The sequence below is a fragment of the Streptomyces atroolivaceus genome (assembly GCF_000717025.1).
Classification (GTDB): Bacteria; Actinomycetota; Actinomycetes; order Streptomycetales; family Streptomycetaceae; genus Streptomyces; species Streptomyces atroolivaceus.
In genome coordinates this window covers 159,052-186,001 of record NZ_JNXG01000004.1, presented here as the reverse complement: position 1 = coordinate 186,001, position 26,950 = coordinate 159,052, and the positions used below count along the sequence as shown (strand labels likewise).

The following is a 26,950-nucleotide window of genomic DNA, read 5'->3' as shown; positions in this document are numbered from 1 at the left end:
GCGAAGGCCTTTCCCCGCGCTAAGGAAGCGTGAGTACCAGCTTTCCCGTCGTGCGGCCGGTGTCGCCGAGAGCGTGCGCCTTGGCGGCCTCGGCGAGCGGGAAGCTTCCGGCGATGGTCGCGCGCAGCTTGCCGCCCTCGACCAGTTCGGCGATCGCGTTCATCCCTGCGTGGTCGGCCTCGACGAGCATCTCCACAGCCCGGACACCCAACTTGTCGGCCTCCTCGATGAAGTCCGTCGCGCCGCTGGGCAGGAGCGTGACGAGGAGACCGCCGGGACGCAGGACGCGCAGCGAGCGGAACCGGTAGTCGCCGCCGATCGTGTCGAGCACGACGTCGACGTGACGGACGGCCTCGGCGAAGTCGGTCTTCTGGTAGTCGACCGGTTCGTCGACTCCGAGCTCGCGCAGGAAGTCGTGTTTGGCCGCGCTGGCCGTCCCGATCACGTACGCGCCGCGCGCCTTGGCGATCTGCACCGCCAGATGGCCCACCCCGCCGGCGGCGGCGTGGATCAGTACCCGCTGACCCGGCCGCACGTCTGCGGTGTCGACGAGGGCCTGCCAGGCTGTCAGCGCCGCGAGCGGGAGCGCGCCTGCCTGCTCGTGGTCGACGGAGGCGGGCTTGCGGGCGAAGGAGCGAGCCGGCGCCGTGACGTACTCGGCATGCGAGCCGGCACCGTACGGGTAGGGCAGCATCCCGAAGACCTCGTCTCCGGGCTCGAAGAGGGCGACCCCGAGGCCGACGGCCTCGACGACCCCGGAGACGTCCCAGCCGAGGACGAAAGGCGGCTCCTTGAGGAAGCCGCCGTTCTCGCGGTGCTTCCAGTCGGTCGGATTCAGTCCCGCCGAGCGCACCCGCACCAGCAGTTCGCTCGGTCCGGGGGCGGGCCGCTCCACTTCTACTTCGTCGAGTACCTCGGGGCCGCCGAGGACGGTCTGGCGGATGGCTCGCATCGTTTCAGCAGTGCTCATACCCCCAAGCGTGCCGGGGTCGGCGGATCAGGAAAATGGCAAGATTGCCAATGTCCGATAGGATCGTGCCATGCACCATGTGGAGCGTGTCGTGGTCCTGGCGCTCAGAGGGGTCTATCCCTTCGAGCTCGGCATCCCCAGCCGGATCTTCGGTGCGGCGGACGGCCGGTACGAAGTGTTGACCTGCAGCGTCGACGGCCGCCCGGTCCGTACGAACGCCGATTTCTCGGTGACCGTCGAGCACGGCCCCGAGGTGCTCGACACCGCTGACACGGTGGTGATCCCGCCCATCTCCCCGTCGGACGTCACCGCGCGGCTGTCCGACGAACTGACGGCCGCGCTTGCGCGCATCCGCCCCGACGCCCGCATCGTCTCGATCTGCACCGGCGCCTTCGTGCTGGCGGCCGCCGGTCTGCTCGACGGGCGCCGGGCCACCACGCACTGGCAGACCGCCGAGCACTTCCGCGCCATGTTCCCGGCGGTGGACCTCGACCCCGGCGTGCTCTTCGTCGACGACGGCACGATCCTCACCTCGGCCGGCGCCGCCTCCGGTGTCGACGTCTGCCTGCACCTGATCCGCAAGGACCACGGCAGCGCGCTGGCCAACACGGTGGCGCGCCGTTGCGTGGTGCCGCCCTGGCGGGACGGCGGTCAGGCGCAGTACATCGAGCAGCCGGTCCCCGCGCCCTCGGCCGCCGGTACGGCGGACACCCGCCAGTGGGCCCTCGAACGCCTCGGTGACCCCCTGACACTCGCCGACCTCGCCGGCCACGCCCGGATGAGCCTGCGCACGTTCGCGCGCCGGTTCAACGACGAGGTGGGCGTCTCCCCCGGTCGCTGGCTCATCCAGCAGCGCGTGGCCCGCGCCCGGCATCTGCTGGAGTCCAGCGACCTGCCCGTGGACCAGATCGCAGGCGAGGTGGGTTTCGCGACGGGCGCGTCTCTGCGCCAGCATCTGCACGCTGCGATCGGCGTCTCGCCGCAGGCATACCGCCGTACGTTCCAGGCGATGCACTAGCCGGCCCTCGACCGCCTGGACGACCCGGCGCCAGGAGTCGCCGCCGCGGTCGGGGTCCTCGCCATCGGTTCGTCGAACCCGGTCGCCGGCACGGCCTCGTCGCGGCGCCCTCCGAGGCCCTTCTGCCGATCTCCACGGTTTCGCTGCACCCCTCCGGCGACCGGTGGATCAGGCGCACGAAGTTGTCGTGACCGGGATCGCCCGGTCGCCGAACAGCCCCGGACCGCACGGGCGGCCGGGACGGCGCAGCCCTGTCAGGTCAGTTGGTTCAGCCGTTGTACGGAGCGGCGACGTCCAGGACCCAGGTGATGCCGAAGCGGTCGGTGAGCATGCCGTACAGCGGTGCCCACTGTGCGGGCTCCAGCGGACGCACGACGGCCGAGCCCTCAGCGAGCTTGCCCCACAAGGCGCTGATCTCCTCGGCGGTCTCGCCGCGCACGGAGACGAAGAACGGGTTCTCACCCTGGTTCCAGGGCAGCCGCGAGGGCACGTCGTAGGCCATGACGTGGAAGCCGTCGTCGCCGGCCACCTCGCCCCACATCACCCAGTCCGCCTCGCTCTCATCCTGCACGGCGCCCGCGTCCTTGTAGGTGACCGCGACGCTGCGTCCGCCGAAGACGGACTGGTAGAAGTCCAGCGCCTCACGTGCGGTGCCCCGGAAGTTCAGGTGGGTGGTGGTCTTGAAAGCCATGACCTGCTCCTTGCTTCATGTGACGAACACACGCTGGTCGCCCAGGCTCCAGCGGCGGCTGCCGTGACCAGGAGCGATGCTCCCGAACGGCTCGGATGCCACGATGACAGGGGTAGCGGACAGGTCGTGTCCTGCACTGTCTGCCGCGATACGTCCTCGCGGCAGCTCTGCTGCTTCAGGCGCACCGTGACTGGTCCGGCGACAATCTCGCCGAGCGCCTCGACATCACCTCGCGCACCGTGCGCCGTGACATCGACCGCCCGCACGAACTCGGCCGCCCGGTCATCACCGTCGAAGGACCGCCGACGGGTACGCCCGCCTGGCACATGTGTGGCCTCTTCAGCCGGTGCTCGCCGACGTGCGCCTCGGCCGACCCAGGCGTCGAGGTCGTCCGTACTGTGGCGCGCTCCGCCTCGCCCCGGGACGAAGGTGGTCGGAACGGAGCCCACGACACTCGCCACGCTTCGGTCGGCGCCCGCGACCGGCCGCCTCCCCCACGCGACCAAGCCCGTCGATGTCGGACGGAGATGACGAAGGCCCCCAACCATGATCGGTTGGGGGCCTTCGCACTGGTGGGCGCGGACGGTTTCGAACCGCCGACATCTGCTTTGTAAGCCTGGCGCCGACAACCGGACGGCCTTAGCTGGTCAACGGCGGTACTGCAGCGCCAAGCCCATCAGGGCCTGCCCGCACCGCCTGACGCCCCAACTGACCGTGGGTGACCGCTCAATCTGGCACGGATCTGGCACGCGTGGCTCGCGCTGCCCTATGTCACGCCGCGGCCGGGCTGGCCCCGTGGCGTTGGTAGAGACCCTTCATTTGCTGGATCCAGAAGCTGAACTTCTCGTCCTTCGATGCACTCACGGGCAGAAGTTGGAGCTCCTTAGCCAACTGATAGAAGCCCGGGCCGGCGTCGTTGGCATCCAAGTAGTTCACCAGCGCCGAGAGCATGAGAGGAGGATCGGAAGGGGCACTCTCTTGATCCCGCTCCACGATCAGCCCTAGCAGATGGCCCATGGCTGCTCGCTCGTCAGCACGCTCGAAGTCGAAGCTCCTGCAGCCGGTTCGCCTGGCCAGGGAGACGTTGAGCTCGGTGTACGAGGTGACCTTGCCAAGCTTCGCCCGCTCGACAAGGAAATCTCGCCCGGTGTCTACCAGCAACTCCCACTCACTGTCCGCGCGGCCGTATCCAGGCATCCCGCCCCCTCAACAGAACCAATCAGTAAGCGGGAACGTACAGTGCTGGACGAGGGACCACAATCGCCCGATTGGCGGGTACTGGGCGAGCGACTGGCCCAGGCACATGGGCCGGTCGGTTGTGTGAGCTGTCCTCAGCTGACAACCCACAGTGACACCCAGTAGAGTCAGACACTCAAAAGGTGCCCCCCACATCTGCTGTGACGTGAGCTCGGCTCTCACATCGCCGCAGGTCGGAAGGCACCTTTCGTTGTCTATCTGTCGGATCGCCTTACTCCGCTCAACCGTCCTGGGTGAGACTGAGCCGACGTTGAGGGGAAGTCACGGATGAACTTCGCAGAAGTGGTCGCTGCCTACGGCCAGGACGCCAAACAGCGGCTGTCTGGGCCTGGGCAGCGTGAGGCCCTTCTCATCACCCCGGTCTCTAATCTCGTCGAGCAGGCGGGAGCCTTGCTTGGGCTGTCTGTGGTGGCTCACAACGAGGTGGCTGAGCTGGACGGAAGCGTGAGACCAGATTTCGGAGTCAGGGTCAACGGGGTCATTACGGGCCACGTCGAGCTGAAGGCTCCTGGCGTCAGCCTTGACCCTTCGTCGTATGGCATCTCGACGCACAACTACAAGCAATGGCAACGACTTCGGGAACTGCCCAACCTTCTCCACACAAATGGAACTGAATTTCGTCTCTGGCGTTACGGCGAGCTTGTAGACACGCCTGTTCATATCCATCGAGTTGACCTGGTCAGCGAGAGTGGGCGTTTGACGGCGCCAGGCAGGCTCGAACTGGTCTTCAACTCCTTCTTGCAGTGGTCCCCCACACCCATCGTGTCAGTGCCAAAACTGGTCAGCGTTCTGGCACCACTGGCTCGCCTTCTCCGCGAAGAGGTGCACGAAGCTCTGCGAGCCGAACGCCGCGCCATCAGGGCAGGTGCCGATGCAGCGCGTATGCCATTTACGGGTATCTCGAAGGACTGGAGAAGACTGCTCTTCCCGCAAGCCACGGATTCCGAGTTCTCAGACGGGTTCGCACAGACTGTTGTATTCGCTCTCCTCCTTGCACTCAGCGAAGGAATCGACCTTGACAACGAGCCGATCCGCGAGATTGCACATCAGCTCGAAGGTCATCACTCGCTCATGGGTAGGGCACTGAATCTACTTACGGAGCACGTCGAAAAAACTCCGACCTGGTCAGCCATAGAGATTATCCTTCACGTTCTTGCTGCCGCAGATTGGGGCCGCCTGGGCCGAAACGGCGACGAGCTGTACCTACACCTCTACGAGGACTTTCTAGCCTCCTACGATCCGGAGAAGCGCCGCAGCTCCGGTTCGTACTACACACCTGTTCCCGTGGTCGACGCTATGGTGCGGCTCACTGATCTCGCGCTCAAGCACTACATGGGGAAACCCGATGGATTTCGTAACCCACATGTCAACATCGTCGACCCCGCTATGGGTACGGGGACCTATCCCCTCTCGATTCTTCGGCACGTAGCAGGTGAAGCCGCGGCTCAATACGGGCCGGGAGCCGCGCCTGAAGCTGTGAGCAATGCTGTCTCTCGCACCTACGGAATTGAACTTCAGTCCGGTCCGTTCTCCGTTGCCGAACTTCGCATTAGTTCCACTATCAGTGATCTCGGAGCCGACCTCCCGAGCGATGGACTCAACCTGTTTGTTGCGGACACTCTCGAAGATCCCTACAGTGCGAGCGACAGCCAACTATCCTTCACAGCGCAACTGATTGCCCGGCAACGTCAACGCGCCAATCAAATGAAGCGGGAACGCAATGTCCAGGTCTGCATTGGCAACCCGCCCTATAAGGACCACGCTGGCGGCGTGGGAGGCTGGGTCGAAAACGGCGCCGACCCCGCTACGGGCAAACCGCCGCTTGAGGCGTTCAAGCTGCCCGGAAATGGCAAGCATGAACGTCATCTGAGTAACCTCTATGCCTACTTCTGGCGCTGGGCAACCTGGAAGGTTTTCGAGTCCACCAACCAACCAGACGAGCGTGACGGCGGTAACGGCGTCATTTGCTTCATCACCGCCACCGGCTACCTCGCAGGTCCTGGCTTCAAAGGAATGCGCGAGTATTTGCGCAGAATGTGTTCCCACGGGTGGATCATTAACGTCACACCCGAAGGGAAGCAGCCCCCAGCAGCCAACGCGGTCTTCAATATCGAGACACCAGTCGCTATTGCCCTGTTCCTGCGCAAGCAAGGAGTCGACGACACCAAGCCGGCCGAAATCAAGTACATCGACCTACACGGCACCAAGAAGCAGAAGTTCGAACAGCTTTCCGCTCTCACATTCGACCACCAGCACTGGCGCAACGTGCGTCCCGAATGGACAGCTCCATTCACCCCCTCGGCTGCAACTGGATGGGATGACTACCCCGCAGTAGATGACCTTCTTCCTTGGCGAGCAAACGGCATCATGGCCGGACGCTCTTGGGTATACGCCCCCACTCCGGGCGTGCTTGATTTCCGCCTCCGCAGCGTAATCAACGAAGATGATCCGGCAGTGAAATCTCAGAAGTTCAAAGAAAAGCGCGACGCTTCTTTGGTTAAGACGAAGAAGCCCTTGCCAGGGGCAGACACGGAACAGGAAACCAATATCCCGTTTGGTCGGATCACGATGCTTACGGAGGCGCACGCAGTACGTTGCGGGTTCCGCATGCTCGACCGACAGTGGCTCATCGCTGATTCCAGGCTACTAAGCCAACCCTCACCCACCCTGTGGGAGGGGCGCGTCGACGGCCAGGTCTTCGCTATTGAACTGCACTCAGAGTATCCGAAGGCTGGACCCGGAATCGTATACACCAACCTAATTCCGGACGTGCATCATTTTCGCGGCAGTGGCGGGGGACGCGCCCTACCTAAACTTCACCCTGACGGCACACCGAACGTCGCACCAGGTCTAGTTGACGCACTGTCAAGGCTCATGGGCGTACCCATTTCACACGACGACATTTTCTCCTACATTGCGGGCATCACTGGGCACTCTGGCTTTGTCGCCCAATTCGACGACGAGCTCCGTACACCCGGAGTGAGAGTTCCCGTGACGAAGGATCCACATCTATGGGCGCGAGCCTGCCAGTTGGGAGCGCATGTCCAGTGGCTTCACACCTACGGCGAGGCTGGCAATCATCCACAGGGTCTTACAGAAATTCGAGATCCAGCCATCTCAGTTGACCACCCTAGTTATGCCGTAGCGGTAGGCAGCAATATGCCTACTGATTGGCGATACGACGCCTCAATTCGTTCACTGCACGTCGGAGCTGGAAGGTGGGACGGTCTCACTAAGCAGGCAGCTGAATACACCGTGGGCGGCAGAAAGGTACTCGACTCCTGGCTGGATTACCGCATGGCGGAGCCAAAGGGGCGCATCACGTCGCCACTAGACGAGATGAATGCACCGCAGTGGGATTCTCAATGGTCTACCGAGCTGACCAACTTGCTCAGCATTCTCACACAACTTGTGAATCTCGAAGATCAAATGAGCGACCTTCTCACAGACGTTATCGCCAGCGAGATTTTCACCCGACAGGAACTAGCTGCGGCCGGCGCACAATGGCCCACCACCGACGCAGACAGGCGCCCTCGACTGACCGTTACTGGGGGGCTGTTCGACGAGCTTCCCCCCGCCTAAGCGCGCGGCCTGGGCGAGTATGTCGCTCGCATGGAGACGGCCACCGCTGATCACAAGTGTCAGGACAAATGATCAACGGTGGCCGCAGGTCATAGTGTAGGACCTGCCGCCCAGCGGGCATCATTTTCAAGTCGTTGATGAGCTGGCTCACCAGGTGCCCTCGCCTCACGAGGGGCCGCCTTCCCCCCTTCCTTCTCGCGCTGCCGCTGATCGGCACCTCAACCCACTGCTCACCCCGGCTCCCATCCCGTCCGCCTTCGACCCACGCTCCGTGGAGCGGTCGTGGTTCGGGGCGTCAAGGTGGAGCGCGCCACTGTACGAACGACCTTGACGCCCTGGGCCGCGACTGCTCGGCTCTGCCTGGGTCGAAGGTGGTCGGGATGGGAGCCACCACGACGCTCACCACGCTCCGGCCGGCACTCGCGAACGGCGCCCCGTCCATCCCGGAGTCTGAGCGCCCCCGCCGGAGGCAACCTCTTGAAGCCGTAGCTGCTTCCGCACTGTGCCTCCTCGGGTCAGCCGAGGCCTTCCAAGCCTAGTTTCGCCAGGCGTGACCTGATGGCGCTTGGCTTGCGGTCGAACTGTTTCCCAAGGGCTTCCAGGTCCCGCTCTCCTTGCTGGTAGAGGGCGAGGAGGTGCGTGTCGTCTTCCTGGGTCCAGGGTTGGCCCATCCGGGGGTATCGGGCCCGGAGCACTTCTTGTGATTCCTGCTGTCTGCCCGGGCCTGCCTTGGGGTGTATCGACTCGATGATGCTGATTGGGAAGCAGCCGACCTCGGTGCCGGTTAGCCAGAGGGCGATGTGGTCGCTGTCGAAGGTGAGCCGGTCGGCGTAGATGGTCACCGCTCGCCGCAGGACGTCGCTGTCGTTCGGGTCCTGGCGGTAGTCGTTGAACGTGACGCGGAAGGCTGTGGGTACTGCCGGGGTCTCCATGGGACAAGCCTGCCCGCGCCCTCTGGTCGGGGGGAGGTTGTTTCTCGCCTGCCCGCTGCACGTGGCGCGCCGCCGGGCGGGGCCGCCGCTGGCGAAGACAGGGCGGCGGCCCCGCCGTCAAGGCGGCGCGTGCCCGCGCCGTGCGCGGGCCTTGATGAAGTAGAGAAAGTTCTACCGCACGCATGAGCTCGTACCGCTTGGCCGCGCTCTGTCGGCTTGGTGCTCATCTCGGCTACCGTTCCACTCATGCCTTCTGCACTGGACACGCCTCGAGGAGCGGCCGAGCTCGCCGAGTCTCTGCTTCCTCCGCTCGGGAACCGCTGGCTGCACACTCAGGCCGTGGCTGCTCGCGCTGAAGAGGCTTCTGCGGCTGTGCCAGAGGATGACCGGGACCTTCTGGTCGCCGCTGCGTGGCTGCACGACATCGGGTATGCACCCGAGCTGCGGGATACCGGCTTTCATCCGCTTGATGGTGCTCGCCACCTGGAGGCACTCGATGCGCCGGCGCGCCTAGTCCGCTTGGTCGCCCATCACTCTGGAGCGGTGTACGAAGCTGAACAGCGAGGATTGTCGGTGGAGCTGGCTGCCTACGACCGGGAAGACTCCGCGGTTCTGGACGCGCTGATCTTCGCTGACATGACGACGGGGCCTGCCGGACAGTCCTTCGACTTCGACGTCCGGATCGATGAGATCCTCGTGCGTTATGAACCGGGCAGTGAGGTGCACAACGCGATCAGTAAGGCGCGGCCCTACCTGAAGGGGGCTGTCGAGCGGACGCGAGCGCGCATGGTCGCTCAGCCGATGTAGGGCTCCGCTTGATCAGACAGGCCGCGCTCGATCCGCATCCGCATGGACGGGTGGATGTTCAGTTCGTCCAGCTTGCTCGGGTCGACGAAGGCGACTTCCTTGCTCTCGCTACTGGTCCTGAGTGCACCGCCAGTGATCCGCGCCGTGAAGCAGATCGAGAACTGTTGGCGGACCTCGCCGTCGTCGTAGGCCATGACGTGGCCGGGATCCGTGTAGAGACCGACCAGACCTGTCACCACGACGTCGAAGCCAGTCTCTTCCCTCGTCTCACGCACCGCCGCATCCGCAACCGACTCGCCTACATCGACACCGCCTCCGGGCAGTGCCCACAGATTGTTGTCGGTTTTGTGGATGAGTAGCACCTCACCAGCATCGTTGCGCGCAACAGCAGTGACCGAGGGGACGATGCTGTTCGCCTTCGGAGCGTTCGGATCATTGATGTAGTCGACGCGGGCCATGGTTCCAGCCTCGCACGACTGGTCACCGGAGGTACTAGGCGGTCCTACCTCGCTCCCACGCGTAGTCGAAGCTGCGCATGTAGTGCCGGAAGGTGCGGGCCCCGGGGATGTAGCGGAAGTGCAGAACGGGGTTCTGTCCCGCCGGCGCCCCCAGAACGTGTGGGTTCACCAACACGTCCTGGTCGAAACGGTAGATGGAGTTGTACAGGATCGTGTCGTGAAGCCTGATCTCGACGCCGGGTGTCTTTGCTGCTGGTTCGAGGTACCGGCGAGTTATCCGAGCGCGGGCAGCGAGATCGTCGCCGATGCCCTCCTCTTCGCCTCGCTGGCGAATCGTGGGCGAGTCTGGGTCCCCCAGGAGGACGCGGACCTGGGTGCCGGCCTTTGCCTTGTCGGCAAGCTGGTCCGGTAGGTCCGGGTGGCTGTCGAAGAGGAACAGTCCAGCGTAGACCAGGATCTCCACCTGGTCTGAGGCCTGCTCGATCAGCGAGGACCACAGCGACGCTGGGACCGCTCCGCGGTGCGGGTAGTACGTAACCAACTCGGATGTGCTCGCGGTCTCTGCCCGCTTCTCGACTGTCGGCCAGAGGTAGACCTCATCGACACCCAGGAAACTTGCGGCCTTCCAGCGGTGGCCTCGGTGGGGGGTGCGGTTGGTGGTGATCCACCGCTCGACGCTCTTCGGATCAACGCCGACGTGATCAGCAGTGGACTGGATCGTCTCGCCCTTCGCCGAAATCGCAGCCCGCAGGCGTTCGTTCGCCATGAGGTGTCCTTCCCGTTGGGACGTAGGGACGTTTTGACGGTAACTCAGACGTCCCTAAACGTCCAGACGGACCGTGATACGTCCATGGGCTCTCGCGGTCTCCTGTTCTCACCGGCAAGGGCCGGACAACAGCCGCTAGTTACAGGAGCCAAGACGATGCGACAGATTCCCGTCGACACCACGAACGCGACCGTGATGGTCGCCAAGGCCCCTCAGCCGAAGGTCAAGGACCGCCGTACCGGTGAGATCGCGCTCGACAAGGACGGCGTCACGCTGATGACGGTGGAGGTCATGTTCTCCACGCCGGACGAGGTGGAGATCCTCAAGCTCACCGTTCCCCAGCCGGGCGTCTCCGAGGACCTGGCCATGGGTACTCCGGTCGCGCTGACGGGGCTGGTCGCCTCGGCGTGGGAGAACGAGTTCAACGGGCAGAAGCGGCACGGGATCGCGTTCCGCGCGGTCGCGGTCACCTCGCTCGCCGCTGCGTCATCGGCCTCGAAGGCGGCCTGATCATGACCGGCTTCACGGTCGCCCTAGTGCTGGTTGTCGCTGCCGCAGTGATCCTGCGGTGGCGGCGCCCCGCCTGGTACTGGCTGGCCTTCGGTGCGGCCCTCGCCGCTGCGCGGGTCCTGGTCCGCTATGCCTCCGTGATGGACGCGTGCGGGCTGACCGTCCCGCCCTCCCGCTGGCGCCTGGCGTTAGCCCGGATGACCAACCGGCCCGTGCCGGAGTCCCGCGCCCCGCGCATCCTGCGCGTCCACCCCACCCGTACCGGCCTGGTGCTCCGCCTCAAGCTCCGCCCGGGGCAGGATGCCTTCGACGTCTCCGCCGCCTCGGACCGGCTGCGTCATTCGTTCGGCATGTACGGCGTGACCTCCCGTGAACTGCGCTCCGGCGTCGTCGAAGTACGGATGACCGGCTACGACGTGCTCAAGCGGGTGCAGATGCCCGTGAAGATCGACCCTGCACCGATGCGGGTCCCGGTCGCCCTGCGTGAGGACGGGGCAGTCCACTACCGCGACTACCACGCCGTGCCGCACGGCCTCACCCTCGGTGCCACCGAGTCGGGGAAGTCCGTCTATCAGCGCAACCTCGTGGCCGGCCTCGCACCGATGGACGTCGCGCTGGTCGGGATCGACTGCAAGCAGGGCGTCGAGCTCTTCCCGCTGGCTCGCCGGTTCTCCGCGCTCGCCGACAACCCTGACACCGCCTTGGAGCTCCTCGACGCGCTCGTCTCGCACATGGAGGACGTCTACCAACTGATCCGGGCTGAACAGCGGATCACGGTGAACGTGCCGGATGCGGAGATCGCCGCTGACATCTGGGACCTGCCCGACCACTTGCGGCCGGTGCCGGTTGTGGTCCTGGTGGACGAGGTCGCCGAACTCGCCCTCTTCGCCACGAAGGACGAGGAGAAGCGGCGCGACCGGATCATCACCGCGCTCATTCGGCTGGCCCAGCTCGGCCGGGCTGCCGGGATCTATCTGGAGATCTGCGGGCAGCGCTTCGGCTCCGAACTCGGCAAGGGCATCACCATGCTCCGCGCCCAGCTCACCGGCCGCACCGCCCACCGCGTGAATGACGAGTCCTCCGCCAACATGGCCTTCGGCGACATCGCACCGGACGCCGTCCTCGCCGCTATCCAGATTCCCACCGAGACTCCCGGCATCGCCGTCACCGGTGATTCCTCCGGAGGATGGGCCCGCATCCGCGCCCCGCACACCTCGCTCCGAGCGGCCGTGAACATCTGCAACCGGCATGCCGACCGCACCCCGGACCTGCCCGTCCTCGCAGCCTTCCGCCCTGCCGTCGGTTCCCTGGCTCCGGCCTCCGAGCCGCTCACCAAGGCTGCCCCGGCGACGGCCTGACTCCTCCCGCACCACCGGTCGGCGTGACCGCATCGCGCCAGGTCCCTACCCGCTCCATGCCTCAAGGAAGGGAGAGCGACTCCCATGTGTGAGCACATCGAGGACTTCCACCGCACCGTCCTGATGCTCGGCGCCCTGGCCCTGTACGCCGAGATCCCCGGCGCCGACAACGACTTCATCGACACCATCGGCCCGTCCCTGGCCGTATCGCTCCCGGAGCCGCCGCCGGGCATGTTCCCGCCCGGCTACGACCCCATCGGCGGCATCTGATGGCCCGGCCCGCGTTCCGGGTGGATGCCGTGCTGGTCCAGGCCGTCATCGCCGGTGCCCTGTCCTTCGCCCACCTCCACGACCTTGCCGCCGCCGCTGGCCAGGACGGATGGAAGGCCTGGGCCTACCCGATCAGCGTTGATCTGCTCCTGGTTGCTGCCTGGCGTCGCCTGCGCAGTGAGGGCCCGTCCCGGCTGGCCTGGTGCTGGTTCCTGATCGCGCTGTTCGCCTCGCTGGGTGCCAACGTCGCGACCGCCGGGTTCCTCGACCTCGCGCACCCGCCGGCCTGGCTGCGGTTCGGCATCGCGGGCTGGCCCGCCCTCGCCTTCCTCGGCGGCACCCTCCTCGCCCACTCCCACGCCGCCCAGGAGCCGGAGCTCGAGCCGGTTCCGCCGGCACCCGCAGCCCCGGAGCCCACTCCGGAAGTCGAGCGAGAGACCACCCCCGATCCCCGACCGGAGCCCATCGCCGCGGCTGCCGAGGACATCCCGGAACTCGCCCCCGCTCCCACCGCCCCGGCTGGTCCGCCGGTCCCGGCTGCGCTGGTCGACCACGCCCGCAAGCTCGCCGACGACCACCACGCCCGCACCGGCGCCCGGATCGACACCGAAACCCTGCGCGCCCGCCTCGGCGTCCCGTCCCAGCTTGCCGAGACCATCGCCGCCCAACTCGTCTGATCAAAAGGGAGATCCACCGCCATGCCCGTTCGTGACCACTTCCACTCCGTGATGCGGATCGGCCCGGTGCAGATCGGCACCCATCGCGACCGCCACGGCCGCACCAAACACGCCGCCGTCTGCAGCGCTGACCGGTGCGGCTGGTCCGCCGACTACTCCAGCCAGAGTGCCGCCCAGCTCGCCGCCCGCACCCACCGCTGCACCGCCCGATAGGAGACCGACCCCATGGACGTCCCGCTCTGGCTCGCCCTGATCGTCGTCGGCGCTCTCGGCATCAAGCTCATCCGCCCGCCGCTGTGGCTGGTCGCCGTCCTGCTCCTGGGCGGCTACCTCCTCGCGGACAGCTTCCTGGCCCCCGCCATCGACAGCGTCACCAAGTAACCGCCCTCGAAAGGAGACCCACCATGTTCAAGCCCAAGGTCCCGACCATGCCGCAGCCCACCGGCTTCATCACCCCGCCGGCCGTCGTCGAGCCGACCACCGTGGTCCAGCAGAGCCCCACACCGCTGGTCGCCTCGACCCCTGCGGCCCGGCCCACCGTCCAGCTCACGCCCGGCTCCGCCCTCGCGCTCGTGGGTGGTGGGGCGGCTGTCGTCCTGGTCGTCGGCGCGGTCCTGGTCTCGATGCTCCTCGCGGTCGCCATCACCGGCGCATCCGTCGCCATCTGCGCCCTGGTCATCCGCTCGCTCATCGCCTCCGACAACCAGCACCGCTGACCGGCCTCCGGGCGGTGCCACAAGCCGCCAAGCATCGCCACTGCCCGGACGGCCCACGAACTCCCTTCCAACCGCATCGAAGGAGAACCGTGGACACCCAAGCGCTCGCTCTCGCCTTACCGCTCATCGGCTGGGCCTCCCACACCGCCCTGCTCACCCACCGGCTCGCCACCGCCCGCCGGGACCCGCTCACCGGCCTGCGCACCCGCGCCGGATGGACCGCCCTCGCCGAGCGCATCATCCGCCGGCACCAGGACGCCATGGTCCTGCTGCTCGACCTCGACGACTTCAAAAACCTCAACGACTCCCACGGCCACGCCGCCGGGGACTTCGCCCTGGTCGTCACCGCCGAACGCCTCGCCACCTGGTGCGGCCGCAACGGCATCGCCGGACGCCTCGGCGGAGACGAATTCGTCGCCATCGCCCGCCAGGCCCCCGACCTCGAAAGCCTCCACCGCGCCCTGAACCAGCCCGTGGCCTACGCCGGACACCGGCTCCCGGTCTCCGTGTCTGTCGGCTCCTGCCACGTGAAAGACCTGGCGGTCCGCAGCCTCTCCGACGCGCTCGCCACCGCCGACAGCGCGATGTACGCGGCCAAGGGAACGTCCGGCCGACGCGGCCCCCGCACGCTCAACCGCTGATCTCAGCGCTCTGACCGGCCTCCGGACGGCGCACAAGCCGCCAAGCATCGCCGCCGCCCGGACGGTCCGGCCCCTTCCAACCGCAATCGAAAGGACCACCATCATGGCCCAGCACACCCCTCCCCCGACGCGTATCTGCCCGGACTGCGACGGCTTCCCCGCCGTCGCCATCGACACCGGCACCCTCCTCGACGACGGCACCCGCGCCACCCTCACGATCACCTGCCGCCCCTGCCAGGGCACCGGCACGACCCGCACCACGGTCCCGGCTCCGGCCGTCCAGCGGGAGCACGCGTGACGGACACCATCCTCACGGGTCTGGACCCGGCCACCCTCGGCGACCTGCTGCGAGTGGCCGGGTCCACCGGCTTCGACCGCTGGCAGGACCAGATCCGCCGCACCGGCGGCTGCTCCAACCCCATCCACCTCTCCGGCTGGACCCTCACCAAGGACAAGACCACCGGCCAGACCCTGCACCGCTACTCCACCGACACCGAGCCCGGCGGACGGCTCCGCGTCGCCTGCGGCAACCGCCGCGCCTCCCGCTGCCCGGCCTGCGCCTGGACCTACTCCGCCGACACCTACCACCTGATCCGCGCCGGACTCGCGGGCGACCAGGACAAGGACGTCCCCACGACCGTCCGCGACCATCCCCGCGTCTTCGCCACGCTCACTGCCCCGTCCTTTGGCCCGGTCCACAACCGCCCCGACACCGGCCGCTGCCGCTGCGGTGCCCAGCACACCGCCGATGACGATGCCCTCGGCACCCCGCTCGACCCCGACACCTACGACTACGCGGGCGCCGTCCTCTTCAACAACCACGCCGGGAACCTGTGGCAACGCTTCACCAACCGCCTCCGCCGCGAGATCGCCGCCCGCGCCGGCCTCACCCAACGCGAACTCAAGGAAACCGCACGCGTCTCCTACGGGAAGGTCGCCGAGTTCCAAAAGCGCGGGGCCGTGCACTTCCACGCCGTCATACGCCTCGACGGCCCGGACGGACCCGACAGCCCGCCACCCGCCTGGGCCTCCGTGCAGCTGCTCGACGACTCCATCCGCGCCGCCGCCGCGCACTCGTACACGACCATCACCGTCCCAGCCGCCGCCGGCCAACCAACCCGCGCACTTCGCTGGGGCACCCAGCTCGACATCCGCCCCATCCGCGCCTTCGACGCCGGGACCGACATCACCGAACAGGCCGTCGCCTCCTACGTCGCCAAATACGCCACCAAAGCCGCCGAAACGACCGGCACCATCGACCGCTGCATCGGCAACCGCGAAGCCCTCGTCCTCCTCGACGTACCCGACCACCCGCGCCGACTCATCGAAGCCTGCTTCGACCTCGACCCGCTCTACCCCGACCGGCGGCTACGGGCTTGGGCTCACATGCTCGGCTTCCGCGGCCACTTCTCCTCCAAGTCCCGCCGCTACTCCACCACCCTCGGCACACTCCGCCAGATCCGAGCCGACTACCGCGCCGCCCAGCAGCGCGAAGAACTCGGCCTGCCCGACCCCGACCAGGACCCGACCGTCCTCGTCCTCACCGACTGGCAGTACGCCGGACAAGGCCACAGTCCCGGCGAATCCATCCTCGCCGCCTCGATCGCCAGAGACCTGCAACACAACCGAGAAACCGCACGCGAAGCCCTCGCCCTAGAAGGAGAGATGACCGCATGTCTGACCGACTGCTCACGGTCGAGGAGGCCGCGCAACTCCTCGGTACAACCGCTCGCTTCCCTCGCCGTCTGATCGCCGAACGGCGGATCGTGTTCGTGAAGGTGGGGCGCCACGTCCGCATCCCTGAGAGCGCGTTGGTTGACTTCATCTCGGCCAACACCGTCCAGCCCATCGTCACAAGCCGGCGGCGCTTCGGGGCGGTGGCCTAATGGCGAACCAGAGAGGCAAACGCCGCCGGTTCGGTTCGGTCCGCAAGCTGCCGTCCGGCCGCTACCAGGCCCGGTATCCCGGCCCGGATGGTCTGATGCGTTCGGCGCCGGAGACCTTCCCCACTCAGACCGATGCTGATCGGTGGCTCGTCCGCAAGGAAGCGGAGATCCTCGACGGACGGTGGAGGAACCCGGACGACAAGGTCCTCTTCGGGGTCTACGCCGACGCCTGGTTCAAGGAGCGCGACTATGCGGCGACCACCCGCGAACGCAACGGCAGCGCCCTACGTCTCCACGTCCTGCCTACCTTCGCGAATGTGGTCCTGAGCGAGATCACCACACCGCAGATCCGCCGTTGGCGCGCCGGCCTCCTGGAGTCCGGTGTCGGTGAGCCGACGGTAGCCAAGGCGTATCAAATCCTCCGCGCCATTATGAACACGGCGGTCGATGACGAGGTGATCCAGCGCAACCCCTGCCGTATCAAGGGCGCTGGGGCGGCCAAGACAGCAGAGCGGCCTTTCCTCGATGTCACCGAGGTCTTCCAGCTCGCCGACGCCGTGCCCGCGCGCTTCCGGGTGTTCATCCTCCTGGCGGCCTTCACCGGTCTCCGCTTCGGGGAGCTCGCCGCGCTCCAACGCCATGACATCGACCTTGAGCGGCGGACCGTCGCCGTACGGCGTGCCCTGGCCGAGACTCGCACGGACGGCATCCTGGTCAAGACACCCAAGAGCGCGGCCGGTGTGCGTACCGTCGCCTTCCCGGCCTCGCTGACGGAGAGCCTGGCTGCGCACCTCGCGGCCTACGCCGAGCCGGGGCGCACTGGGCTCGTCTTCACGGGAGCGAGAGGCGGACAGCTTCGACGAAACAACTTCCGCCGCCTGTGGCTCCGGGCCCTGGAGACGACCGGTCTGGGAGACGTCCACTTCCACGATCTGCGCCACACCGGGAACACCCTCGCCGCGACCGGCGGTGCGACTACCCGCGAGCTGATGCAGCGGATGGGGCACTCCTCGGTGCGTGCCGCGCTGATCTATCAGCACCTGGTGAACGGCCGTGACCACGCGATCGCCGCTCACGTCGACGAGCAGATCAGAAAGGTCCGGCCTGCGGAGCCCGACGACGCATCTGGCACGTGACTGGCACGACGCCTCTCCTCCACCTCCACGGTTGAGGAACGAACAAGGCCCAGGCTCCCGGTTCTGTACCGGTGACCTGGGCCTTCGTCGTGCCTACTGCTGGTGGGCGCGGACGGTTTCGAACCGCCGACATCTGCTTTGTAAGAGCAGCGCTCTACCCCTGAGCTACGCACCCGTGGATGAGGCAACAGGTTACATGGCCCACGACCCCCCGCGGCAAACCGGTTCCCCTCAGGTCTGCCCCGCCGGTCCCCCCGGGCCGGGAGGACGGTACGGGGGATATCCCCACCCCGAGACGGTAGCCGTCCGGATCGTCCCCGGGGTGGGCCCGTACATACGGTGGAGCCACATCGGCAGCGCTCTCAGGGGGACCCCACATCATGACCATCCGTACTCGACGTACCGACGCCCTCGTGGCCACCGCCGGGACCGTGCTTCTCGTCGCCGCGCTCAGTGGCTGTGGCAGTGCGGATGCGGAGGACGCCGCTGCCGAGCACAAGTCGTTCGCCTTCAGTGGGAAGGCGCTGACCATCGACGCCGAGAACTCGACCCTGGATCTGGTGCCGGCCGACGTGGAGCAGATCGAGGTGACCCGCCGGGTCGACGGGTGGGTCGTGCTGGGCAGCGGGCCGGACCCCGTGTGGAAGCTCGAGGGGGACGAACTGCGGCTCCAGGTGAAGTGCCGGGCGGTGGTCAGCAACTGTGAGGCGCACCATGAGGTGAAGGTTCCGCGCGGGCTGGCCCTGACCGTGCAGGGGGACAACGGGGAGGTCACCGCGGCAGGCTTCACCGCGCCGCTCACGATCTCCGCCGACAACGGCGGGGTCACCGTACGTGACGCGTCCGGGCCGCTGAAGCTGAGCGCCGACAACGGCTCGATCGAGGCCGAGCGGGTGTCGGGGAGTTCCGTGATCGCGCGCTCGGACAACGGGTCGGTCCAGCTCGGTTTCACCCGGGTCCCGGATCTGGTGGACACCGTCAGTGACAACGGGAGCATCTCCATCGACCTGCCGGCCGGGAAGAGCGTGTACGCGGTGTCCGCCGAGGCCGACAACGGTGACGTCTCCGTCGACGTGCCGCGCAGCGAGAGCAGCGAGCACGTGGTCAAGGCGCGCAGCGACAACGGCGAAGTCACCGTCCGAAGCGCGAACTAACCGGCCCGTGCGTTCGTCCTAACTGGTGCGAGAATGAACCGGGCAGGGCGAATCGGCACGGGAGAGGGATGTGACGGCGACACACACGCGGCCGCAGGCGAAAGCGAGTGTTGGTTCCGCCGTCAAGGACGTCCTGGTGCTGATGCTGCTGCCGGTCCCCCTGGTCGTCGCGGCGCTGCCGGGGGCCTTCGCCGGCGGGGGCACGCGGCGCTGGTTCGGAGGACGCGGGGAGAATCAGCGGGCCGACGCGCAGGCGGCGAAGGACGCGGCTGCTGCGGCCTTCTACGAGCTGGACACCGCTCAGCGCGATCTGCGGATCTCGATCGAGACCATCACCGCCGTGGACAGTTCGCCCCGTGCGCGCAAGGTGGCGGAGGACTTCGCGGCGCTGGGGCGGCGGATCGACGAGGTCAGCCACGAGTACATCACCGCGGTCGACGCCCATGACCTCGACCGGGACGATCTGGAGCCCTCGGCGGCGGCCGGTGCGCGGACCCAGCTGACCCGGGCCAAGGACGAGCTCGTACGGGTGAAGGGTGAGCTCGACCGGTTCGCCCAGGGGCTCGGGACGCTGCTGAGCAGTGCGGAGACCCAGCTCGCGCGGCTCGCACCCGCTGTGGAGCGGGCCCGTCAGACGTTGCTGGCCGCGAGCAACGCCCTGGACGCGGTACGCGCCTCCGGGCTGCGGGCCGATGATCTCGCCGCTCGGCTCGCGTCCCTAGCCCCCGAGCTGACCAAGATGAATCAGGGCGCGGGGCAGCACGGCGTGGCCGAGACGCTGCAGCGCGCCGATCGTGTGCTGAGGGACGCCGAGGCGGTCCGGGCGGAGGCGGACCAGCTTCCTGAGCGGGCTGCCGAGATCGACCGGAGGCTGGTGTCGCTCCGCACCCGGGCCCAGGCGCTGACGACGCGCGCGGGGCAGGTGGAGCCGGTGCTCAGCGAGCTCCGGCGGCGTTTCTCGGCTGCCTGCTGGCAGGACCTGCAGCCGGTTCCCGAGCAGGCGGCGGTCAATGTGCGGCAGGCCGAGGCGAAGCTGGCGGAGGCCGCCGAGGCGCGGTCCGAGCAGCGCTGGGCCGACGCCACGTCCCGGCTGAGTACGGTCCGGGCGCTGCTCAACACGACCGATGAGGCGGTGTCCGCCGCCGGGGACCGGCTGCAGCGGCTCGACGCGGTGGCCAAGAACCCGCAGGCGGAGATCGAGCGCACCCGGTTCGCGATCCGGGACGCCCAGCGCCTGGCCATGGCCGGGCGCCACACGCCCGACCCTCGCCACGCCCGGCCGCTGGACGACGCCGTGGCGCGGCTGGAGCGGGCGATCGCCGGGCTCGACGAGCGCCATCCCGACTACTGGCACTTCCTCACCGAGACCGAGGCCGTGCGCCGGACGGCGAACCGGGTGGTCTCGGCGATCCGCGAGGAGCTGGGAGGCGGCGCCTGAGCGCCCACGGCCTGCCGAAGCCGTCCTGCTACGAATGACCCATGGCGGGCGAGCCTGCGGACGACCCGGGCGGGCGAGCCTGCGGGCGACCCGGGCGAGCCGGGGACGGCCCCGTCACCGATGATCCGCGGCCGCTCCGCCCGGACGCCCCTGGACGCCTCGTGACCGACCGGCCGGCCTCACCGGCAACGGCTGATTTGTCCCCGGCAGCCGGTGGGCCGATCCTGGAGGTACGCAGCGGCTTCCGCTGAGGCGTCCCTGGCCCGCACGCGGCCGAAGGAGGCCGTCATGGCCACACACGTCCTGCACCCCTCGCGCCGGCGCGAGGGCGAGCCCGCCCGCGGCAGGTCCGCCCGCCGCAAGGCGACCCGCCTCGACGAGCACCTGCCCGTCGACCACAGCCTCAGCCGGTTCTACCGGGTGGGGGCCGGCCTGATGGGTCTGCTGCTCCTCGCCTTCGGCATCCTGGGGCTCATCGACCGTATCGGCTTCTTCGACACCGGCGGCGACACGGTGGCGGGCCTGAACACCAACGGTGCGCTGAGCATCCTGTCCATCTGCGTGGGCCTGCTGCTCTTCGTCGGCATGGTCGTGGGCGGGAACTTCGCCTCGACCCTGAACATGGTGCTGGGCATCGCCTTCATCCTCAGCGGCTTCGTGAATCTGGCCCTGCTGGACAGCAGCATGAACTTCCTGGCCTTCCGCATGCAGAACGTGCTGTTCAGCTTCGTGGTCGGGCTGCTGCTGATGATGTTCGGCATGTACGGGAGGGTCAGTGGCGGCCTGCCTCACGACAATCCGTACTGGCGAGCCCGCCACCCCGAGCAGGTCGCCAGGGAGGAACGCCGGCCTCGCGCCCCGATGCCCGAGGTCGCGAAGGGAAAGAGGCTCTAATCTGGGGCCATGCCTCGTTACGAGTACCGCTGCCGCCCCTGCGGCGAGACGTTCGAGCTCAGCCGCCCGATGGCCGAGTCGTCCGACCCCGCCTCCTGCCCCGCCGGGCACGAGGACACCGTGAAGCTGCTCTCCACCGTGGCGGTGGGCGGCTCGGCCCCTTCCGCGGCTCCCGCCCCCCAGTCGGGCGGCGGAGGCGGCGGCTGCTGTGGCGGCGGCTGCTGCGGCTGACACCCCGGGGCCCCCGCGGGCGGGTGCTGCGGCTGACCCCGGGGACCCTGCCACGTCCCCCCGCGCGAGCGTCAGCTACTTCCTGCGCGAGAGCGTCAGCCCGTCCGCCACGGTCAGCAGCACGCTGTCCATCCGGTCGTCGGCGGCCACGTGGTCGTTGAAACCCCTGATGGCGGCCGCGTCCCCGGTGGCGAGCGGGTCGGTGACGCGTCCGTGGAAGAGGACGTTGTCGGTGACGACGAGCCCGCCGGGGCGCATTCTCGGGACGAGCTCCTCCCAGTACGCGATGTAGTTGCCCTTGTCAGCGTCCAGGTAGGCCATGTCGACGTGTGGCTCGGCCGGCATCGCGCGCAGGGTCTCCAGCGCGGGCGCGAGCCGCAGGTCGATCCGGTCGGCGACGCCCGCCTTCTGCCACGCCTCCCGGCCGTACGCCGTCCACTCCTCGGAGATGTCGCACGCGATCAGCACCCCGTCCGCGGGCAGTGCCTGGGCCATCGAAAGGGCCGAGAAGCCCGTGAAGGTGCCGACCTCCACGATGTGCCGGGCGCCCGTCAGCCGGACGAGGAAGGCGAGCAGCGGCCCCTGCTCCTGGGCGGACTGCATGCCCGCCTGGTCGGGCAGCTCGGCGTACGTGGTCTCCACGAGTTCGCGCTGCACGACGTCCAGCGGGGGGTTGTGAGCCAGCGCGTACGCGTACAGCTCGTCCGTGATCTCGGTGTCGTTGCCTTTGGTCATGCGCCTCTCCTCCGTTCGCGGCGGCCCGACCAGCTTGCCCAAGATCGCCCGCGTCCGCTCAGCGACCCGCCCGCCGGCGGTCGGCGGCGCGGAGGAACCGGCGCAGGATCTCCTCGCCCGCCGCGCCGCCCCGCTCCCTGAGCACCTCGGTGTTGGGCGCGCCCCATCCGCAGTCGGCGAGTTCGCCGTGGCCCGGGCGCCACGCCTGGTCGGCGGCGAGCAGCAGGTCGGCGTCCAGGAGCGAGTCACCGGCCGCGAGCGTCAGCGTGGCGCCGGAACGGCGGGCCACCTCGTGCATCGCGGCGCTCTTGGTGAGCGGCTTGGGTACGGCGTAGATCTTGCGGCCCTGCAGGGAGACGGTCCAGCCCCGGGGGTCCGCCCAGGCGGTCAGCTCCTTCACCCAGCCCTCGGGGAGGGCCCCGCGGTCCACGACGAGGTAGGCGAAGAGGTCTTCGGCGACCCGTTCCTTGAGCAGCCACGACGGGTCGGCCGCGGCCCGGAGGTGGGCCTGGACCTCGGCGAGGGACGCGCACTCGTCGTCGATGCGGCGGGCCACGTGGTCCTGCCAGCCGGGGTCGGAGACGCCGTCGACCAGGATGTGCCCGCCGTTGGCGCAGATGGCGTAACGGGGGGCGGGGCCGGGGAGGTGGATGCGCGCGTACTGCTCCCGGGTGCGGGTGGTGGTCGGCACGAAGACCGTGGTGCGGGCCAGTTCGTCGAGCAGTGCGGCGGCCGTCTCCGTCATGTAGCAGAGCGGCGCCCGGCCGTACACCTCCACGCAGAGCAGGCGCGGGGCCTGCTCGTCCGGCATGGTCAGCTGAAGGGACGCCGCCGAGTAGATGAGGGTGCGGTCCAGGTCGCTGGCCACCAGCGTCACGGGGGCGTCCGCGGGCGGGTGCACCGGGCCGTCCGCGAGGCCGTCCGCGGGCGGGTGCACCGGGCCCGGGCCGTTCGCGGGCGGGTTCATGAGGTCGCCCGAGCCCTCGGGCACGGGACCGTCCAGGGGCGCGTTCACGGACACCTTCTCGGGGGCGTTCTCGGGCGTGCTCAGGGTCTCGCTCACCGGGCAGTCACCGCCGTGCCGTCCGCGCCGGTGGCGCCGCGGGTGTACTTGGGGTGGATCAGCCCTACGCAGGTGTACGGGAGGCCCTCGACCTCCTCGACCGGGACGCCGCGCTGCTCGGCGAGCAGCCGCACGTGGTCGAGGTCGGCCCCGGCCCCGCGCTCGGCCAGGATCTTCCAGGGAACACGGCGCAGCAGCACCCGGGTCGTCTCGCCGACGCCGGGCTTGACCAGGTTCACGTCGTGGATGCCGTACTCCTCACTGATGCGTTCGACGGCGGCCCAGCCCTCCCAGGTCGGCGCGCGGTCCGCGGCGAGCAGTTCCTTCGCCTCGGCGTCCACGGCGTCGGCGACCTCGTCGAAGCGGGCGGCGACCGTGTCGAGGAACGGACCTGACACATCGGAGTCCGCGAGTTCGCGGTAGAACTTCGCGCCGTGGAAGTCGTGCGGGCCGACCAGGTCGGAGCGCAGGACCGTGCGGGAGATCAGCCCGGACACCGTGGAGTTGAGGCAGGCGGACGGGATGAGGAAGTCCTCGCGCGTCCCGTACGTCCGTACGCAGCCGCCCGGGTCGGCCAGGACGGCGATCTCCGGGTTGAACCCGTCGAACTCCTCCAGGGCCACGGCGAGTTCGCGGGTGATGGCGCCCTTCCCGGTCCAGCCGTCGACGAAGACGACGTCCGCGGGGTCGTGGTGGGCGGCGAGCCAGCGCAGGGCGTTGGCGTCGATGCCGCGGCCCCGGACGATCGAGACGGCGTAGTGCGGCAGGTCGAGGCCGTGCCGGCGCTGCGCCCACCGGCGCATGAGGACCCCGACCGGCGTGCCGGCCCGGGCGAGGGAGACCAGGACGGGGCGAGGCCCCCTTTCGGCGAGGACGGTCTCGGTGACGGTGCCGACGGCCCGGGCGATACGGGCCGCCGAGGTGTCCAGGGCGGTCTTGAACAGTTCCTGGTACTGGGGGCTGGGCTGGTACTCGACGGGCAGCGATTCGGCGTAGTGGGCGCCGCCGCTCTGGATCGCCTCCTCGCGCTCCTCGGTGGGTGCCTCCAGGGGCGTGTCCGAGAGGTCCTGGAGCAGCCAGCCGACGTCGTCCGCCGCGTAGGAGGAGAAGGCGGGGCCCCGGAGGGGTTCGGGCAGCATGGCGGCTTCCTGCCTGTGGGAGGCCGTCGGCACGGCCCTGTCGGAGGACGTCGGGACGCCCCTGTCGGACGCTGCCGGCGGGACGTACGAGGGGACGACCGCGAGCAGTACCTGGTCCGTGTGCCCGGCGAGCCTGGCCAGCAGCCCGTCGGGGGCGTGCAGCGCGGGGGTGTCGGCGGTGGAGTCGACGACGGCGACGACGGCGTCGAAGCCCGCGCCCGCGACGTTGTAGGCGTACCGGTCGCCCGGCCCGTCGGCGGGGTCGTCGTGGGCGGGGAAGACGAGGCGGCTGCGTATCGCGTAGCCGGGGTCGTCGACGGCGAGCACGGGCGAGCGGGTGGTGGTGGAGTACCGCACCTCGGCCGTGGTGCTCTCCTCCAGGGCGGTGGCGAGCCGCAGGGGCGCGTACATCAGCTCCTCGAAGCCGAGGACGAGCACTCTGCGGGCATCGCCCAGGGCGTCGGCGATGCGGGCGCCCATGGCCGGCAGGGCGGCTTCCAGGGCCGCACGGTGCACGGGGGTGAAGCCGTGGCGTCCGCCGTCGGGCACGCCGGCGGGCCAGTCGAGGGCCACGCGTACGGGGACGGGCCGTGACGGCGCGGGGGGCTCGCCGGCCGCGTCGCCCGCCAGGCCCGCGTCCTGCGCGTCGTGCCGGGCCACCAGGCTCCGGCCCTTCTCCAGGACTCCGTCCGGCAGGCGCACGGTGCCACGGGCCCGGACCACGAGGTCGACGCGGGCGCCGATCTCTTCGGCGAATTCGGTGAGACGCCCCTGGTCGGCCTCGGACCGCATGTCCACCAGGGCGACGATGACGTACCGGTCCCTGGGGTAGCGCGCGTGGAGGGCCCGGATGGTGTTGAGGACGGTGTTGCCGGTGGAGAACTCGTCGTCGACCAGGACCAGGGGCGAGCCGTCCGCGGCGGCGTTCAGCAGGTCCGGGTCCTCGGGCAGCAGCAGATGCGAGGTGGCGTGCGAGTGCGCCTCCTCGAAGCCGCCCGCCTGTGCGACGCCGGCGACGGGCCGCCGGGTCGAGTGGAGGTACGGAGCCACCCCGAGCCCGTCCGCGACGGCGTGGCCGAGGCCCGTCGCCGTCTCCGCGTACCCGAGGACGACGGCACGGCCGGCCTCCGCCTCACCCAGCAGGTTCCGTACCCGTTCGCCGAGCTCGTAGCCCACGCCGTGGACGACGGACGGCCGCTGCGGCACGTGCTTGCCCAGGACGTTCGAGACGAGCAGATGGGCCCGCTTCGGGTTCCTGCGCAGGGCGAGGCCCAGCAGCTCCCGGAGTTCCCCGTCGCCGACGAGCTCGATCCCGAGCCGCCCCGCGACCCAGTTACCCGACCACTCAACGTCCACTGCCTCTTCTTCCCGTATGCGCTCGTGTGCTCGCCTGTGCTCGCCCGCCGGCCCGTGCTCGCCCGTGTCCGCGCTCACCTCGCCAGCCCCGCGGCCAGGAGCTCCACGAAGCCGACGTCCTCGCGTGCCACGCCGAAGACCTCGGCCCGCTCCAGGGTCCGCTCGGCCCAGGCGCGGTGCGGCTTCACCTCGTTCATCTTGTTCGTGTACGCGGAGCGCAGCACCCCGCCACCGCCCCGCTCGGGCCGCAGGATGTCCTGCGCGTCGCTGTACTCCTCGTGGCTGACGACCGAGAGCGCGTGCACGGGCAGGACGTGCGACGGATGGATGCAGGTCTTGCCGAGCAGCCCGTTGGCCCGGTCGAGTTCGATCTCGCGCAGCAGCCCGTCGAGGTCGTGCTCGATGAGCGTGGTGCGCAGTTCCTCGGCCTGCCCCATGAAGGGGCTGCGGCGCAGCTGGGGCTTGAACATGCGCTCCTGGAGGCGGAAGTACTCCCACACGGGCCCGGTGATGGTGAATCCGGTGCCGTCCGCACGGCCCAGCACGTTGACGACGTCACCGATGACGGCTCCGACGATCTGGACGTCGTAGGCGGTCATGTCGGGCGCCCGGCGCAGACCGTAGGCGGAGCAGAAGTCGGTGACACCGAGCCGCAGCGCGAGGACACGTCCGCGGTACTTGTCGACGGTGCGGGCGATTCCCCGGAGTGTCTCGCCCCGGGTCTCCAGGTGGAGCAGCTCGGGTGATTCGAGGACGGGCATGGCGAACAGCCGGTGCCCGCTCTCGGCCTCCGCCGCGGTGAGGGCCTCCAGGAAGAGCTCTCCCCGCTCTTCCGTGAATTTGGGAAGTACGAATCCGGACAACAATCGGACGGAGCTGCCCAGCCGCCGTACGAGGTCGGAGATCTGCTCCGGTTCACGGACCCTCACGAAGAGCAGCGGCACCTCGGTGCCCCGCGCCTCGAGATCGGCGAATTGCCGGACGAGGTTGGCCTCGGCGCCGACGACTTCGGCGTCGTCGATGGAATCCTCCAGGCAGAGCACCATGGAGACGACGCCCTGCCCGCTCTGCTTGATCACGTCGTCGGCCAGCCGCGGCCGGGTCGCGGGGCTGTACAGCGTGGCGCCCAGCGCCGCTGACAGCACCCGGGAGGAGGAACCCGGGTCGAATTCGCAGGGCTCCCTGAAGAACAGCCCCTCCCGGACAGCGGGCGAGATGTGCCCGAAATGACGCATGTGATTCCCCCGTACTGCCATAGAGACCGG

At 68.6% G+C, this 26,950-nt stretch carries 29 protein-coding genes, 1 tRNA gene and 1 pseudogene; 20 read left to right on the top strand and 11 right to left on the bottom strand.

The annotated features are described in order from the left end of the window. Positions 1-19: 19 nt before the first annotated feature. Positions 20-970, bottom strand: a complete 951-nt coding sequence (locus tag OO67_RS12400; RefSeq protein WP_033299742.1) for an NADP-dependent oxidoreductase — start codon at positions 968-970, stop codon at positions 20-22. A gap of 70 nt (positions 971-1,040) precedes the next feature. Between OO67_RS12400 and OO67_RS12395 the strand changes: the two genes are divergently transcribed. Then, a complete protein-coding gene (locus tag OO67_RS12395; RefSeq protein ID WP_033299741.1) occupies positions 1,041-1,988 on the top strand; it encodes a GlxA family transcriptional regulator in 948 nt (315 codons plus the stop codon). A 268-nt stretch (positions 1,989-2,256) separates the two neighbouring features. On the opposite strand, the gene OO67_RS12390 is transcribed toward OO67_RS12395, so the two are convergent. Beyond that, the gene (locus tag OO67_RS12390) at positions 2,257-2,679 is read right to left on the bottom strand and encodes a VOC family protein (RefSeq protein ID WP_033299739.1); all 423 of its coding nucleotides are present in this window, start codon (positions 2,677-2,679) and stop codon (positions 2,257-2,259) included. Between the two features lie 131 nt (positions 2,680-2,810). On the opposite strand from OO67_RS12390, the pseudogene OO67_RS39665 reads away from it, so the two are divergent. After that, positions 2,811-2,964: pseudogene (locus OO67_RS39665) on the top strand (helix-turn-helix domain-containing protein); the annotation flags it as partial. A 486-nt stretch (positions 2,965-3,450) separates the two neighbouring features. On the opposite strand, the gene OO67_RS12385 reads toward OO67_RS39665, so the two are convergent. Beyond that, positions 3,451-3,876, bottom strand: a complete 426-nt coding sequence (locus tag OO67_RS12385; RefSeq protein ID WP_208861005.1) for a hypothetical protein — start codon at positions 3,874-3,876, stop codon at positions 3,451-3,453. 327 nt (positions 3,877-4,203) lie between these two features. On the opposite strand from OO67_RS12385, the gene OO67_RS36480 reads away from it, so the two are divergent. Beyond that, on the top strand, positions 4,204-7,518 hold the full coding sequence (locus OO67_RS36480; protein WP_078597853.1) for a type ISP restriction/modification enzyme: 3,315 nt from the start codon (positions 4,204-4,206) through the stop codon (positions 7,516-7,518). A gap of 515 nt (positions 7,519-8,033) precedes the next feature. Here the strand turns inward: OO67_RS36480 and OO67_RS12380 are convergent. Then, a complete protein-coding gene (locus tag OO67_RS12380) occupies positions 8,034-8,450 on the bottom strand; it encodes a hypothetical protein (RefSeq protein ID WP_033299738.1) in 417 nt (138 codons plus the stop codon). Between the two features lie 246 nt (positions 8,451-8,696). Here OO67_RS12380 and OO67_RS12375 point away from each other — a divergent pair, with 246 nt between their 5' ends. Then, positions 8,697-9,257, top strand: a complete 561-nt coding sequence (locus OO67_RS12375; RefSeq protein ID WP_033300007.1) for an HDIG domain-containing metalloprotein — start codon at positions 8,697-8,699, stop codon at positions 9,255-9,257. Here OO67_RS12375 and OO67_RS12370 read toward each other — a convergent pair. Both OO67_RS12370 and OO67_RS12365 read right to left on the bottom strand, forming a co-directional pair. Further along, positions 9,245-9,715: an NUDIX hydrolase gene (locus OO67_RS12370; protein ID WP_033299737.1), complete on the bottom strand. Its 471-nt coding sequence runs from the start codon at positions 9,713-9,715 to the stop codon at positions 9,245-9,247. The genes OO67_RS12375 and OO67_RS12370 overlap by 13 nt on opposite strands. Before the next feature lie 34 nt (positions 9,716-9,749). After that, entirely contained in the window at positions 9,750-10,481 is a 732-nt protein-coding gene (locus OO67_RS12365; RefSeq protein WP_033299736.1) for a helix-turn-helix domain-containing protein, read from the bottom strand. 156 nt (positions 10,482-10,637) lie between these two features. Here OO67_RS12365 and OO67_RS12360 point away from each other — a divergent pair, with 156 nt between their 5' ends. The 12 genes from OO67_RS12360 to OO67_RS12310 all read left to right on the top strand — a co-directional run bounded on the left by OO67_RS12360 (position 10,638) and on the right by OO67_RS12310 (position 17,675). Further along, positions 10,638-10,991, top strand: a complete 354-nt coding sequence (locus tag OO67_RS12360; RefSeq protein WP_033299734.1) for an SCO3933 family regulatory protein — start codon at positions 10,638-10,640, stop codon at positions 10,989-10,991. Positions 10,992-10,993: 2 nt separating this feature from the next. After that, the gene (locus OO67_RS12355) at positions 10,994-12,349 is read left to right on the top strand and encodes an FtsK/SpoIIIE domain-containing protein (RefSeq protein WP_033299732.1); all 1,356 of its coding nucleotides are present in this window, start codon (positions 10,994-10,996) and stop codon (positions 12,347-12,349) included. A gap of 84 nt (positions 12,350-12,433) precedes the next feature. Further along, positions 12,434-12,619, top strand: a complete 186-nt coding sequence (locus OO67_RS12350) for a hypothetical protein (RefSeq protein WP_033299730.1) — start codon at positions 12,434-12,436, stop codon at positions 12,617-12,619. Next, the gene (locus OO67_RS12345) at positions 12,619-13,296 is read left to right on the top strand and encodes a DUF2637 domain-containing protein (protein WP_033299729.1); all 678 of its coding nucleotides are present in this window, start codon (positions 12,619-12,621) and stop codon (positions 13,294-13,296) included. The genes OO67_RS12350 and OO67_RS12345 overlap by 1 nt, the downstream gene beginning before the upstream one ends. Before the next feature lie 21 nt (positions 13,297-13,317). Then, positions 13,318-13,509 (top strand): mobile element transfer protein, encoded by a 192-nt coding sequence (locus OO67_RS12340; RefSeq protein ID WP_033299728.1) that lies wholly within the window; start codon positions 13,318-13,320, stop codon positions 13,507-13,509. Positions 13,510-13,521: 12 nt separating this feature from the next. Next, positions 13,522-13,677, top strand: coding sequence for a hypothetical protein (locus OO67_RS37910; protein WP_106972736.1), 156 nt, complete (start codon positions 13,522-13,524; stop codon positions 13,675-13,677). 23 nt (positions 13,678-13,700) lie between these two features. Beyond that, positions 13,701-14,012, top strand: coding sequence for a hypothetical protein (locus OO67_RS12335; protein WP_033299726.1), 312 nt, complete (start codon positions 13,701-13,703; stop codon positions 14,010-14,012). Positions 14,013-14,101: 89 nt separating this feature from the next. Then, positions 14,102-14,653 carry a GGDEF domain-containing protein gene (locus tag OO67_RS12330; RefSeq protein WP_033299724.1) on the top strand — a complete coding sequence of 184 codons (552 nt, stop codon included), beginning with the start codon at positions 14,102-14,104 and terminating at the stop codon, positions 14,651-14,653. Positions 14,654-14,756: 103 nt separating this feature from the next. Beyond that, complete coding sequence (locus OO67_RS12325; protein ID WP_033299722.1) at positions 14,757-14,951, top strand: hypothetical protein; 195 nt, start codon at positions 14,757-14,759, stop codon at positions 14,949-14,951. Beyond that, positions 14,948-16,402, top strand: a complete 1,455-nt coding sequence (repSA, locus tag OO67_RS12320; protein WP_279626893.1) for a replication initiator protein RepSA — start codon at positions 14,948-14,950, stop codon at positions 16,400-16,402. The genes OO67_RS12325 and repSA overlap by 4 nt, the downstream gene beginning before the upstream one ends. After that, positions 16,327-16,539 carry a helix-turn-helix domain-containing protein gene (locus OO67_RS12315; RefSeq protein ID WP_033299720.1) on the top strand — a complete coding sequence of 71 codons (213 nt, stop codon included), beginning with the start codon at positions 16,327-16,329 and terminating at the stop codon, positions 16,537-16,539. Before repSA ends, OO67_RS12315 begins: the two co-directional genes overlap by 76 nt. Beyond that, positions 16,539-17,675, top strand: coding sequence for a tyrosine-type recombinase/integrase (locus tag OO67_RS12310; protein WP_033299719.1), 1,137 nt, complete (start codon positions 16,539-16,541; stop codon positions 17,673-17,675). Before OO67_RS12315 ends, OO67_RS12310 begins: the two co-directional genes overlap by 1 nt. Before the next feature lie 100 nt (positions 17,676-17,775). On the opposite strand, the gene OO67_RS12305 is transcribed toward OO67_RS12310, so the two are convergent. After that, positions 17,776-17,850, bottom strand: a tRNA-Val gene (locus tag OO67_RS12305). 205 nt (positions 17,851-18,055) lie between these two features. On the opposite strand from OO67_RS12305, the gene OO67_RS12300 reads away from it, so the two are divergent. The 4 genes from OO67_RS12300 (at position 18,056) to OO67_RS12285 (ending at position 21,392) form a co-directional block, all read left to right on the top strand. After that, on the top strand, positions 18,056-18,829 hold the full coding sequence (locus OO67_RS12300) for a DUF4097 family beta strand repeat-containing protein (RefSeq protein ID WP_033299718.1): 774 nt from the start codon (positions 18,056-18,058) through the stop codon (positions 18,827-18,829). Between the two features lie 70 nt (positions 18,830-18,899). Then, entirely contained in the window at positions 18,900-20,267 is a 1,368-nt protein-coding gene (locus tag OO67_RS12295) for a hypothetical protein (protein ID WP_033299717.1), read from the top strand. A 288-nt stretch (positions 20,268-20,555) separates the two neighbouring features. Next, positions 20,556-21,161: a DUF4383 domain-containing protein gene (locus OO67_RS12290; protein ID WP_033299716.1), complete on the top strand. Its 606-nt coding sequence runs from the start codon at positions 20,556-20,558 to the stop codon at positions 21,159-21,161. Positions 21,162-21,170: 9 nt separating this feature from the next. Continuing rightward, on the top strand, positions 21,171-21,392 hold the full coding sequence (locus OO67_RS12285) for an FmdB family zinc ribbon protein (protein ID WP_033299714.1): 222 nt from the start codon (positions 21,171-21,173) through the stop codon (positions 21,390-21,392). A gap of 75 nt (positions 21,393-21,467) precedes the next feature. Here OO67_RS12285 and OO67_RS12280 read toward each other — a convergent pair whose 3' ends face one another. The 4 genes from OO67_RS12280 to OO67_RS12265 form a co-directional block, all read right to left on the bottom strand. Then, complete coding sequence (locus tag OO67_RS12280; protein WP_033299712.1) at positions 21,468-22,127, bottom strand: O-methyltransferase; 660 nt, start codon at positions 22,125-22,127, stop codon at positions 21,468-21,470. 58 nt (positions 22,128-22,185) lie between these two features. Then, entirely contained in the window at positions 22,186-23,028 is an 843-nt protein-coding gene (locus OO67_RS12275; RefSeq protein WP_033300003.1) for an HAD family hydrolase, read from the bottom strand. Positions 23,029-23,186: 158 nt separating this feature from the next. Further along, a complete protein-coding gene (locus tag OO67_RS12270) occupies positions 23,187-25,685 on the bottom strand; it encodes a phosphoribosyltransferase (RefSeq protein ID WP_033299710.1) in 2,499 nt (832 codons plus the stop codon). Between the two features lie 74 nt (positions 25,686-25,759). Further along, entirely contained in the window at positions 25,760-26,920 is a 1,161-nt protein-coding gene (locus OO67_RS12265; RefSeq protein WP_033299708.1) for an HpcH/HpaI aldolase/citrate lyase family protein, read from the bottom strand. Between the last annotated feature and the right edge of the window lie 30 nt (positions 26,921-26,950).